Source organism: Hungatella hominis, from assembly GCF_014288005.1.
Classification (GTDB): domain Bacteria; phylum Bacillota; class Clostridia; order Lachnospirales; family Lachnospiraceae; genus Hungatella; species Hungatella effluvii.
The window spans coordinates 16088-29208 of the sequence record NZ_JACOPB010000029.1; the positions used below are offsets into that span (position 1 = coordinate 16088).

10 protein-coding genes are annotated in these 13121 nt (G+C 49.9%); 3 read left to right on the top strand and 7 right to left on the bottom strand.

Annotated features, from left to right (window positions below):
- Nucleotides 1–326: 326 nt before the first annotated feature.
- A complete protein-coding gene (locus H8S75_RS30455) occupies nt 327–1190 on the top strand; it encodes a helix-turn-helix domain-containing protein (protein WP_187024690.1) in 864 nt (287 codons plus the stop codon).
- Nucleotides 1191–1203: 13 nt separating this feature from the next.
- Here H8S75_RS30455 and H8S75_RS30460 read toward each other — a convergent pair whose 3' ends face one another.
- Nucleotides 1204–1551, bottom strand: a complete 348-nt coding sequence (locus H8S75_RS30460) for a helix-turn-helix domain-containing protein (RefSeq protein WP_002605316.1) — start codon at nt 1549–1551, stop codon at nt 1204–1206.
- A 166-nt stretch (nt 1552–1717) separates the two neighbouring features.
- On the opposite strand from H8S75_RS30460, the gene H8S75_RS30465 reads away from it, so the two are divergent.
- Nucleotides 1718–2413, top strand: coding sequence for a response regulator transcription factor (locus H8S75_RS30465; RefSeq protein ID WP_187024691.1), 696 nt, complete (start codon nt 1718–1720; stop codon nt 2411–2413).
- 8 nt (nt 2414–2421) lie between these two features.
- Nucleotides 2422–4701 carry a sensor histidine kinase gene (locus H8S75_RS30470; protein ID WP_187024692.1) on the top strand — a complete coding sequence of 760 codons (2280 nt, stop codon included), beginning with the start codon at nt 2422–2424 and terminating at the stop codon, nt 4699–4701.
- Nucleotides 4702–4899: 198 nt separating this feature from the next.
- Here H8S75_RS30470 and H8S75_RS30475 read toward each other — a convergent pair whose 3' ends face one another.
- The 6 genes from H8S75_RS30475 to H8S75_RS30500 form a co-directional block, all read right to left on the bottom strand.
- On the bottom strand, nt 4900–6261 hold the full coding sequence (locus tag H8S75_RS30475; protein WP_187024693.1) for an MATE family efflux transporter: 1362 nt from the start codon (nt 6259–6261) through the stop codon (nt 4900–4902).
- Between the two features lie 20 nt (nt 6262–6281).
- Nucleotides 6282–7823 (bottom strand): NlpC/P60 family protein, encoded by a 1542-nt coding sequence (locus tag H8S75_RS30480; protein WP_187024694.1) that lies wholly within the window; start codon nt 7821–7823, stop codon nt 6282–6284.
- Between the two features lie 107 nt (nt 7824–7930).
- Nucleotides 7931–9106, bottom strand: a complete 1176-nt coding sequence (mmsB, locus tag H8S75_RS30485) for a multiple monosaccharide ABC transporter permease (RefSeq protein ID WP_187024695.1) — start codon at nt 9104–9106, stop codon at nt 7931–7933.
- 2 nt (nt 9107–9108) lie between these two features.
- Nucleotides 9109–10647, bottom strand: a complete 1539-nt coding sequence (gene mmsA, locus H8S75_RS30490) for a multiple monosaccharide ABC transporter ATP-binding protein (protein ID WP_187024696.1) — start codon at nt 10645–10647, stop codon at nt 9109–9111.
- Nucleotides 10648–10717: 70 nt separating this feature from the next.
- Entirely contained in the window at nt 10718–11896 is a 1179-nt protein-coding gene (gene chvE / locus H8S75_RS30495; RefSeq protein ID WP_187024707.1) for a multiple monosaccharide ABC transporter substrate-binding protein, read from the bottom strand.
- Nucleotides 11897–12042: 146 nt separating this feature from the next.
- Nucleotides 12043–13098 carry a substrate-binding domain-containing protein gene (locus H8S75_RS30500; RefSeq protein ID WP_187024708.1) on the bottom strand — a complete coding sequence of 352 codons (1056 nt, stop codon included), beginning with the start codon at nt 13096–13098 and terminating at the stop codon, nt 12043–12045.
- Nucleotides 13099–13121 lie beyond the last annotated feature (23 nt).

Consider the following 13121-nt stretch of genomic DNA (forward strand, 5'->3'; position numbering starts at 1 on the left):
ACATTTTATTTATTTCCCTTGTTTTCAAGTAATTTTGATAGCATAAATGTACCATAAAAAAAGGGCGCTGTCTTGTCTTGCCTTTCCCTATTTATTGTGCTATATTGACATACATAGAAACCGTAAGAATGACCTCCCCATGACAGAATAAAGAGTGCGCATCCTGCCCGGAGGGCTTTTTATGTAATAGGAGCAATTTCCAATTACATAAAAAAAGCCCTGCGCATAACGCGAAGGCCTATATCTCATAATGATCTCTTATTAAACGATTTCCCATATCAGAAAACGCAGACTGGTAATCCAGTAGACACGAAAGGAGCCGAGAGATGAAAATTGAATTTTACAGAGAGCAGGACTGGCTCTTCTCAGGCGAAGACGGGATCTGCACAAAAATCGCATTTCAGGATGCCGACACCCGTTCCCATAACCATAATTATTATGAATTCTTCCTGGTCGGCGCGGGAAGCGCCACACATCACATTAATGACAAGAAAAAGATAGTAAACACCGGAGCCTTAGTCTTCATCCGCCCAAAGGACATACACAGCTTCCAGAATCCGTCTTCCGATTTCTGTTTTTATAATCTGCTGGTTTCCAGAGGCACCATGGACTCGTGTTTTTCTTTTCTTGGTACCGGATGCAACGCGGACCAGCTGATGGAGAACGAGATGCCTCCCTTCCGCCAGCTTCTCCCCGCGGAATTAAACAACTTACTGCCCTCCTTCGAGCAGCTGGCCATTGCACACGAACTCAACATCGTCCGGTTTAATACTCTTTTGAGGGCCGCCACCGTCAATCTCCTTACCAGCTATTTTCTTTCCTATAACTTAAAGCTGTCCCACGACATTCCAACGTGGCTGGGGCTACTTGCGCTGGAGATGCAGAAACAGCAGAATTACCAGGAAGGCTTAAACGCCCTCTACCGCATCTCTCAGAAGAGTCCTGAATACCTGTGCCGGGTCTTTAAAAAGCATTTAAATAAGACGCCGACTGAATTTATCAATGACATCCGCATCGCCAATGCAAAACTTGCTCTTGAATATACCAACCGGTCCATTTTACAGATCTGTGAGGAGGTGGGTTTTGACAACACCAGCCATTTCTACCATCTGTTTAAAAGGGATACCGGGTTATCGCCCAAAGCATTCAGGGAGCTGTCCAGTGAAGTCAGTGTGTCCCAGGCTCCCTGACCGCCGCCAGGCATTATTTCCCGCTTTTTTTCTTATGCTTTGCCATAAATTCGTTTCCCGCCAGCCGGATCCCCATTTCCAGCCACATTTTCTTATCATCCGGAGTCAGGCAATCCCCGATCTCTCTCGGATCCATGTCGGCGAAATTAAAATCACAGGACTGTTCCGAACGCTCCATTAAATAATCGGCCGTAACACCGAAGTAGTCGGCAATCCGGCAGAGCAGCTCCGATGAGATATCTGGAATCGGCTGTGATTCTATCTTACTGACGGTCTGCTGACTGACTCCCAGTAAATCTCCCAATAATGCCTGGGGAATTTTTTTCTGTCTCCTCAAACTATAGATTCTGTTTTTTCCCATTGTATCAATCCTTTTTCTTTTTATTGTAGCGGAAAGACTCCTGCTATATTACTTATATAATCTGTACTTTCTACTATTTATAAATGTTTTGTCCCTGATTCTTCAGAAAAAAGTAATGTGAATTTTATCCTGCCCGTTGTATAATAATGGAAAAGGAGGTTTTGACATGCAGAGTATATTAGTTTGTGATGATGATAAACAGATTGTGGAAGCCATAGATATCTATTTGACCGGAGAAGGTTTTAATGTGATAAAAGCATATGACGGCTATGAAGCCCTGGATCTGCTGGAGAATAATCAGGTGGATTTAATGATCGTGGATGTGATGATGCCGGGTCTGGACGGAATCAGAACCACGTTAAAGGTTCGGGAGACCAGCAGCATTCCTATTATCATCCTGTCCGCAAAGTCAGAAGACACCGATAAGATCCTGGGACTCAACATCGGCGCGGATGACTACATTACAAAGCCGTTCAATCCCCTGGAACTGGTCGCAAGAGTCAAATCCCAGCTGCGCCGCTATACCCAGCTGGGCAATATGAACCAGCAGACTGCCGGCCAGGTATATAAATGCGGTGGTCTGGCAATTAATGATGATAACAAGGAAGTTACCGTTGATGGGGATCTCATCAAGCTGACTCCCATTGAATATAACATTCTGCTGCTCCTCGTTAAAAATGCCGGAAAGGTGTTCTCCATTGACGAGATCTATGAGCAGATCTGGAATGAAGAAGCCATCGGCGCGGATAATACCGTAGCCGTTCACATCCGCCATATCCGTGAGAAAATCGAGATCAATCCGCGGGAGCCCCGCTATTTAAAGGTAGTCTGGGGTGTCGGCTACAAGATTGAAAAGCAATAGGAGAACATATGAAAAGAAAAAAGGAACATGCAGTCCTGCTGCACATTCTTTTTGTCATCCTCGTGGTGACGGGCATCAGCATCATGTACAACAATCCTCACTACGGAGAAGGCATCAGCTGGCTTACCAACGAGACGTATGAGGACACGCCGGAGTTCATCCGGCAGTTTAAGACGGACATCGACGATATTTTCAACTACATCAAATATAAAGAGGTATTTGAATCAAACGGAAAGCTGGCTTATGACAAGCCTGTCGTCCGTGTGACCACCGGTCCTGGGGAAGTAAGAGAATATACCGTTGATGAGATGGTGCGTATGGCCAAGTCCATGGGTTATTATCTGAATGAGAAATTTAAGGTGGATGGCCGCTACACACCGGAAGAAGGTGAGCAGGACATCCGGGTGGACTGGCGTTCCTACGATCCCGATCATCAGGATTCCGAGCCGGGAGAATCTTATACCACCATGGCCGAACTGGCAAAAGAAGTGCTGGCCCATGTAGGAAATTACTATGCATTTCACTATAAATTTATTCAGAATCCCAGCAACTTGAAATTCCGGGTATCTTTTAAGGGAGATTCGGAAGCTCCCAAGCTGTATAACAACACCGTGATCGATAATCCGGAGGAGTTAAAGACGCTGGGCCGTTATATCTACGTAACCGGTGAATCCCTGTATGTTGATACCAATTTGAACACAACACTGAAGACCATATCGGCCCAGCTGGAGAAGTCCAACCCTTACAACAACAGCAATTACTATATGGTTGTGGCAGTCAATACGGCGTATCCCGTCCAGGATTCTTACTCTGAAGCTGCCAAATCCTATGACCATATGCGTCTGCTCTTTATCATCGGCCTCGTGTCCCTGATTATTGGAATTCTGGGATCCGCTGCAAGCCTGTATTTCATGGTGAGTATGGCGGGCCATCAGAATTCCGATCACGACGCGGTTGTTCTGGGAAGAATCGACCGGATCGCCACGGAGACCTGCCTGATTCTGTTTGCCGCAGCCGCCATGTGCGCCCTGTTTCTGGGCGAACACGTCGGCTACAAGGTTATCCATTTATTCCTGTCGGAAGACCGCTGGTATTACGGGGAACTGGCTGCACACATGGTGATTCTCTATGCAGTCGGCATGGTCGCAGCATTCAGCATGATCCGCCGCTATAAGGCGGGAACGCTCTGGACGGGCAGTCTGACGAGCCGTATCTGCGTGAATATCAGTCTCTATATCAAAAACCACCGGTTTACGACCCGGCTGGCTTTAGGCTACATCTGTTATTTTATTTTTAACTGTGTCATTATCGCGACCGGCGCGTTCGTCTATTTCACCTATGACAGCATGGAATCCCGAATTTTAACGGGCATTCTCGTCCTTGCGCTTCTCTGTATGGACTCATGGGTTTTCCATCAGCTGTATAAGAATGCCTGGGAGACGGACCAGATTAATGAAGCGCTGTTAAAGATCTCCCACGGAGACACCAAATACAAGATCAATGCAGAAGAATTTGACGGAAAAGAGCGGGAACTGGCTGAGAACATCAACCATATCAGCCGGGGGCTGGATACCGCGCTGCAGGAAAAGGTAAGCAGCGAACGCCTGAAGGCGGACCTTATCACCAATGTCTCCCACGATATTAAGACGCCGCTTACGTCCATTATCAACTATGTGGATTTAATCAAACGGGAACACCTTCAGGACCCGAAGATTCAGGGTTATTTAGAGGTTCTGGAACAAAAGTCCCAGAGACTTAAGACTCTGACCGAGGATCTTGTCGAAGCCTCCAAAGCCAGTTCCGGGAATTTAAAGATCGAGCTGACCAACATCGACTTCGTCGAGCTGATCTATCAGACCAACGGGGAATTTGAAGAAAAATTCCTGGTCCGCCATCTGGAGCTGGTATCCAGCTTCCCTGAGGAAACCGTTATTATTCAGGCTGACGGCCGCCATCTGTGGCGTGTCCTGGAAAACCTTTATAACAATGCGTTTAAGTATGCGATGGAGCACAGCCGCGTATACGTTGATGTCATCGCAGGGGACAGCCAGGTACTCTTCACCATAAAGAATGTGTCAGAGAATCCTCTGAACATCAAGGGTGATGAACTGACGGAGCGTTTCGTCCGTGGTGACGTGGCTCGAACCACGGAAGGAAGCGGGCTGGGCCTGTCGATCGCCAAGAGCCTTACAGAGCTTCTCGGCGGGAAGTTTACCATCTATATCGATGGAGATTTATTTAAAGTGCAGCTGGCATTTCCCCGGCAGAATGGCAGGGGGAATTCATAATTAAGGAAAATTAAAGAGTCCGGCTTGCCGGACTCTCGCGCCGAAGCGCGGTTGCTTCAGCAACCAAACTTCCTTAGCGCGGAATGCGCCTCCTGCCCGGAGGGCTTTTTATGTAATAGGAGCACTTTCCTATTACATAAAAACAGGAATATTCGCTGGCGTCCTATCGAAAGACGGCGCGCAAATATTCCTGTTTTTTTATCTTCCGGAGATCAGATGAACCCGGCTCCATTTTCCTGTCAGATACCGCATAAATGAGATAATATAGTTTGCCGCCCATCCCATGGGAACCGCGTACCATACCGCCTGTACTCCGATAATCGGGGCAAATACCGCCGCCACGATCACGCGGATCGCCAGATTCACAAGGTTGGCAATCGTAAACACCACCACATCTCCCGCGCCCCGCAGCAGACCGTCTGTCGTCGCCTTCAGGCCGATAAACGCAAAGAAGAAGGAGATAAACCGCACATACGCCATACCGGTCTGGAAAGCGGTCTCAGCGCTTCCCTCATTTAGGAACCCGCGTATGAAGATATCCCCCCACAGCTGCATGATTATGCAGATGACCACTGCAAAGAATCCGACCATGGCATAGCAGTAACGATACCCCTGCTTCACCCGGTCCGGACGCCCGGCTCCGATGTTCTGTGCAGTAAAGGTCGACATGGCATTGCCGATGGCCAGCATGGGTACGATACAGATCGACTCGATCCTGGTACCAGCGGCAAATCCGGCCATGACCGCGGAACCGAAGACGTTCACCACCGACTGTACCAAAAGCATCCCGATATGGACGATCGACTGCTGAAGCGTGGAAGGGATCGCCACCCGCATCATATTGATCATCATCTTCATGTCGTAAAAATGAAACGCCTCCGTCACTTCATACGCCTTCAGGCGCTTCAGCAATATGGTGAAGGAAATCACCGCCGACAGCCCCTGAGCCATCAGCGTCGCCACCGCAACGCCTGCGACTCCCTGATGGAACCGGATTACGAAGAGCAAATCCAGCACAATATTCAGAAGCGACGAAAAGATCAGGAGATAGAGCGGCGTTCTGGAATCGCCCAGCGACTGGAATATAGCCGCCTGTACGTTGTACATAAACAGGAACGGAAGCCCTACAAAGTAAATGCTTAAATACACGGAGGCATCGGCAAATACGTTTTCCGGCGTGTTCATCCACGCCAGAATCGGCTCGTTAAACAGAAACCCCAGCGTGCCGAGAAGTACGCTCAGCGTCAGGAAGTTGATCAGTGTCGTAGAGATCGCCGTCTTCATATTCCCCAGCTGCTTCGCGCCCAGAAACTGGGACACTACCACGGAGCTTCCAATGCCACCGCCGATGGCGATGGCAATAAAGACATTGGTAATGGAATAGGAAGCGCCGACAGATGCCAGCGCCTCCTCACTTACGAACCGGCCTACGACGACCGAGTCCATAATATTATAAAACTGTTGAAATAAATTGCCCAGAATCATCGGCAGAGCGAACAGAAGCAACGCGCTGCCCGGTGAATCGGTTATCATGTTTACTGCTTTTCTCTCTTTTTTCATACCCTTATTTTGAACCATTCCTATCCGAATATACGCCATCCGCAGATAAAGTTATTTCTCCACCAGCTGCTTAAGGCACGTTCTATGACACGTCCGTTGCTTGAAGATGCATCCACCACCTTACCGCCGCCTGCCACGATTCCCACATGGCCGCTTACGACAATGATATCGCCCGCCTGGAGACTGTTGAAATTCGTGATCTTGGTGTATTTTCCTACGCTTCGCCATCCAGACGAAGTCAGATAGCTCTGCCGTACTCCCGCCTGATTCAGACAGTAGTAGATGAAGCCGGAGCAGTCAAACGCGTTCGGCCCTTTCGCACCATAGACATATGGGCATCCGAGCTTGGATCTGGCGATGGACAGCAGACCGCTGACACCGGAGCCGCCTTTTACCGTTCCGCCCTTAGAACCGCTTCCGCCTCCGGATGAACCGCCTGACCCCGCCTTCTTTACGCTGCTTCCCGTCAGTTTATTCATCGTCTGACGGCCTACAGAACCGTCTGCAGCAAGGCCATTGTTGCTCTGGAAAGACTTCACTGCCTTTTCCGTCACCTCGCCGTAATAGCCGGTAACATTGGCCGAAGATAAGTAGCCGTATTTATTTAGCAGCTGCTGGATCCGGGTAACGGTCTCTCCCTGTTCCCCCAGCATCAGGCCGTTGGCCTGCGCCTCTGCGCTGTTTAAGGCCACACGGGTGGACGGCCCGAGATAACCGTCAACCACCAGGTCGTTTCGTGCCTGGAACTGCTTGACCGCTGCTGCCGTATCATCGCCATACGAACCGTCCGGTGTGGTTGTTAAATATCCCAGCTCCTTCAGCCGCGTCTGGCACGCCAGAACCACGTCGCTCTTCTCTCCATAGGAAAGGAAATTGGGTTTGATCTCATCACTGTACAGAAGGTTAATCGTCTGCCGCCCCACCTTGCCATCCACATTCAGTCCGTTGACCTCCTGAAGCTTGATGACCGCGGCCTCTGTATCGTCCCCAAAGTGTCCGGTCACCAGATCCCCGGTAGCCAGATATCCCAGTTCGTAAAGACGGTTCTGAATCCGCTTGATATCGTCACCATCAACATCCTTCGAAACCGCGTAGTACTTGGCGGAAGGGGCCATGATTGCCTTCAGTGTCTCCGGGCCGACAATGCCATCCTGCGCCAGCTGATTCTGCCGTTGAAAAGTCTTGACTGCAGATTCGGTCATATTTCCAAAATATTGAGTCGGTTCATCGTTGTCCATAAATCCAAGATCCATCAGACGCTGCTGAAGGCTTGCTATAATGGGATGCTCCACGCCGTTTCGGAGATACTCCGGAATGGGATTCTCATCCAGAACCGGAAGATCCGGCAGTACCGGCATCGGCTCCTCACCGATTGTCAGGATCTTTACCGGCTGGGGATTCTTCTCAGTCTCCAGCTCAATCGAGATGGAAGAGGGCTCGGGCGCCTGTGTCTCCTGCCCTGCGTCATTCTTTTTTCCGCAGCCTCCCAAAACCGCCGCAACAGCCGCGGCCAGAAGTACTTTATGTATAAAAGGTGTGTACCATCGCGCTTTTTTATTCATAAATCGGTATTCCTTTCCTTTTGTCGAATCAGGTCTATTTTAGCACATTTATAGGAGAAAAGGGAAGGAAATTTATCTCATACCGGATATTACTCGTTACAATCTGCTTACTGTTTCAGTATAAACGACTTCCGTTTGCTGACTACATCGAAGATAACTGCAGCCAAAAGCACAGCTCCCTTCACTACTTTCTGAAGGTTCTGGTCCACGCCCATGATGCTCATGCCCAGGTTCAGCACGCCCATCAGAGTTGCGCCAATGATGACTCCAGGCACGGTGCCGACTCCGCCGTAGGCCGAGGCCCCGCCGATAAAGCAGGCGCCGATGGCATCCATTTCATAGTTATTTCCAGCCGTCGGATTGGCGGAATTCAGCCTTGCCACAGTGATCATCCCTGCCACAGCCGCCAGAAGCCCCATATTTAGGTAAGCCAGGAAATAAACCTTATTCGTATCAATACCGGAAAGCCTGGTCGCCTTCTCATTTCCGCCAACCGCATAGAAATACCGTCCGGTGGTGGTCTTCGATGAAATATAGCTGTAAATACAGATGACAGCCGTCACCCAGATTAATGCATTGGGAATCCCTTTATACTGTGCCAGCTTGAACATAAACGCCAGCACAACCGCGCAGATTACTGCCATCTTGATGATCATGCCGCCAGCCGGGTCCACCCGGTATCCCTTCTGCAGCTTTTTTCTTCTTCCGTAAAGCGTTGCTGCCACATAGGCGGCGCATACCGCCAGGCCAACGAGAAAACACGTAAGGTTAAAGCCCTCCATGCCGAAAAAGTCCGGCACGTATGTATTAAACAGGCTTAAGAATTTGTCAGGAGTCGGGGACAGAGTCATGCCCTGCAGCACCACATTGGACAGGCCGCGGAACATCAGCATACCGGCCAGTGTTACGATAAATGGAGGAATTCTCACATAGGCAATCCAGAATCCCTGCCAGGCTCCCACCAGGATTCCGATAATAGCCATGGCGATCAGGGAAAGATAAGGATTGATTCCCATCTTGATCATCATAGTGCCGCCGATTGCCCCCACAAAGCAGACCACAGACCCCACCGATAAATCGATGTTTCCGCCGGTCAGGATACAAAACAGCATACCGGTTGCCAGAATGAATACGTAGGCGTTCTGTGCAATTAAGTTGTTTACGTTCTGGGGAAGCAGCATTTTTCCCCCGGTATTCACGGTAAACAGGATAATAACAACCGCCAGCACGATTACCATCGTATATTTTTTTAATACCTCGGATAATTTTATCTTATTTTCCATGATTACTCTCCTTTATCAGATTTCAGGATACACGCCATGATTTTCTCCTGGGTTGCCTCCGCAGCGCTAATCTCGCCCGCCAGTCTGCCTTCATTCATAATATAAATCCGGTCCGACATGCCAAGGATCTCCGGAAGCTCGGAAGAAATCATCACCACGGACTTACCCTCGGCCGCAAGCTGGTTGATGATACAGTAAATCTCGTATTTCGCGCCTACGTCAATTCCTCTGGTGGGCTCATCTAAGATCAGGATATCCGGCTCCGCAAACATCCACTTTGCCAGCAGCACCTTTTGCTGGTTTCCGCCGCTTAGATTTCCTACATTCTGGTCCACGGACGGACATTTCGTATTCAGTTTCTCGCGGTATTCGTCTGCCACGACGTACTCCCTGTTCTTATCGATGACCGTATGGCGGCTCACTGCGCCCATATTGGCAAGCGTCGTGTTAATCTTGATGGGATTTGAGAGAATCAGCCCGTTACCCTTCCGGTCTTCCGTGACATAGGCAAGCTTATGGCGGATTGCCTCCCGGACCGAATAAAGCTTTACTTCTTCCCCGTTAATTTTTAACATGCCGGAGATATTCACCCCGTAGCTCTTTCCAAAAATACTCATAGCCAGCTCTGTGCGCCCTGCCCCCATCAGTCCGCAGATGCCCACGACCTCACCCTTTCTGACATGGATGGATACGTCGTCCACCACCTTCCGTTCCGAATAGAGCGGATGGTAGACATTCCAGTGTTCCACCTCCATGGCCACGTCCCCGATCTTCCCGCCGGTGCGTTTTGGGAATCGGTCTAAAAGCTCCCGACCTACCATTCCCTTGATAATCCTGTCCTCGGTAATCACGTCTTTCTCTTTATCCAGGGTCTCGATGGTGGAACCATCCCGGATGACCGTAATCTTATCTGCGACATAAGCAATTTCATTCAGCTTGTGGGAGATTATGATGGAGGTCATTCCCTCAGACTTGAATTTCAGCAGCAGCTCCAAAAGCGCCTTAGAGTCCTCTTCATTTAAGGACGCCGTAGGCTCATCTAAGATTAAGAGCTTTGCATGTTTGGCCAGGGCCTTTGCGATCTCTACAAGCTGCTGTTTGCCCACGCCGATATCCTTTATCAAAGTATGGGACGACTCGGTAAGGCCTACTGTCCTCAAATACTCGTCCGCCTCCCCATACGTTTCATTCCAGTTAATTGCATATTTGCTGCCCTTTTCATTGCCCAGATACATGTTCTCAGCAATGGACATATAAGGAACCAGGGCGAGTTCCTGATGGATGATAACGATTCCCTTTTCTTCACTGTCACTGATCCGGTTGAATTTACAGATTTCTTCATTATAAATAATATCGCCTTCATAGCTTCCATACGGATAAATGCCGCTCAGCACATTCATCAGGGTGGATTTGCCTGCGCCGTTTTCTCCGACCAGGGCATGGATTTCCCCTTCCTCCACACGCAGGTTTACGTTGTCAAGAGCCTTTACACCCGGAAACGTCTTGGTGATATTCTTCATCTCCAGCAGTATTTTTGCCAATGCTCTCCCTCCCTCATCTTTCTTTTATGATGGGGACGGCCTGTTGACCGTCCCCATGGGATTTAGCGACTTATTTTAACTGGTCCTCGGTGTAGTATCCGGAATCAATCAGCATTTCTTTGTAATTGTCTATGGTGACAACCACCGGTTCGCATAAATAGGTCGGAATGATGCCGGTTCCATTATCATAGGAAGTCGTATCGTTGATTTCCGCTTCACCGCCCTGCATTACTGCGTCTACCATCTTGACCACCTGGGTTGCAAGGGTACGGGTATCCTTAAATACGGACATTGCCTGCTTATCGGCCAGCATGTTCTTTACGTTTGCGATATCACAGTCCTGACCGGTGATAATCGGGTACTCTCCGGTGTAGGAAGATGCCAGGGCATTTTCAACGCCCAGTGCGGTGGAGTCGTTAGAACAGAGGACTGCGTGCAGTACGGTTCCGTCGGAATAGTTGCCTGCAATGATGGTATCCATACGGTTCTGTGCCTTCTCAGAATCCCAGTTGGCTGTAGCAACCTGCTCAAACGCCGTCTGTCCGGATTTGACCACCAGCTTGCCCTCGTCGATATACTTCTGAAGCACGTCCATTGCGCCGCCAAAGAAGAAGTTGCAGTTGTTGTCTGCCGGGTCGCCGGTGAACAGCTCGATGTTCTTCGGTTCCGTTGCTGTGTCAAGTCCCAGAGCCTCTACCAGATACTCGCCCTGCTTCTGTCCGACCATGTAGTTGTCAAAGGTTGCGTAGTAGCTGACGGCATCAGAATTCATCAGCAGACGGTCATAGGAGATAACCGGGATTCCTGCTTCTTTTGCCTGACTTAAAGGTTCGCCTAAGGAACTTCCGTCGATGGACGCGATGACTAAGATCTGGCAGCCATTGGAAATCATATTCTCAATCTGGGATACCTGGGTCTGCACGTCGTTGCTTGCATACTGTAAATCCACTTCATACCCCGCGGCTTCTAACTCTGCTTTCATGTTTGAGCCGTCCTGGTTCCATCTCTGCAAATCCTTTGTCGGCATCGCCACGCCAACCAGCGCCCCAGCGCCGCCTGCCGGTTTTTCTGCCGGAGCTTCCGTCTTAGGCGCCTCGGTCTCTGCAGGCGCCGCCGCTTCGGTTGCAGCAGGAGCCGCCGTCGTCGGAGCCGCTGTCGTCGCTGCCGTTTCGTTCGAGCCGCCGCATCCGGTCATAAGCCCCGCTGCCATTGCCATCGTCATTGCCACTGCAAGAAATCTTTTTTTCATCATAAGAACCTCCTCCAAATCACTTGTTTATTTGATGGTTTTATTCTAACACAGCGGATTCTGGACTTGCTTGGGAAGAAATAGCACGATACTACCGACATGAAAAAAAGCCCCGGTGATACAGGACTTTTTTTCACAAAAATATGCTACTGCGGTGCTACTGCCTCATGATGCTGGACATTTAAGTACACATCCTCCTGGGCGTGGAAGCCGCCCTGGATAATCACTTCATCCATATTTTCCCTGGTTACTGCAATTGGCGTCAGCTCCTTATAAGGGATGTTATACGTTCCGTCATGGATCGTCCTCGTCACGTCGTCAAGCGCCTCTCCCCTTCCAAGTCTCACGGCATACTGGGCCGCAAGCCGGGCTTCCTCCTCTACGGATTTGAACGCCGTCATCTGTTGGGTGCCTTCCACAATCCGCTGACAGGCCATCAAATCCCCGTCCTGCCCGGTCAGCACCACCTTGCCCGCCATCCGCTCCTCGGAGAGCGCGCGGAACGCCTGAGTCGCCACATCGTCATTGCCGCACATGACGCCCTTGATGTCCGGATGCCGCTCCAGCCCCTCTTTTACGTAGTCAAAGGCAGGCTCCGCAATCCAGCCGTCGCAGTAAGCCTCATATACTACATTCAAACGGCTCCCTTTCAGCACCTCGTCAAATCCGCGGCGTACCGAATCCACGTTGCCGTCTGTAGGGGATCCCTGGATCATGAAGATATCTCCGCCTTCCGGAATATTTTTTACCAGGCTTTCTGCCATCAGTCTGCCTACTTCCTCATTGTCGAAAGAGATATATAAGTCACAGTCCGCGTTATTAATCAGACGGTCATAGCTTACCGTCTTAATTCCCGCCTCCTTGGCCCGCTTCATCACGGCTGACAGGGCGTCGCAGTCCGCGGTGATCACCGCAATCACATCCATCTGCTTCTGGATGAAATACTCGATTTGTTCAATCTGTTCCTTTACATCCCCATTGGCATTCTGTACATTCACTTCCGCACCAAGCTCCATGGCTGTGGAAACGAAGACATCCCGCTCCCGGATCCACCGCTCGATGACAAACGAATCAAAGCTCAGCCCAATCTGAATTTTCTTCTCCCCCTCTTCCGTCTCTGCCATCGATGTTTCCTCCGTCTTATGACAGCCGGTCAGCGCCAGGAGCATCGCAAGGCTCATAAACGCTAGGACGAACCCCATTCCGTTCCCTCTTCGGGTTATTT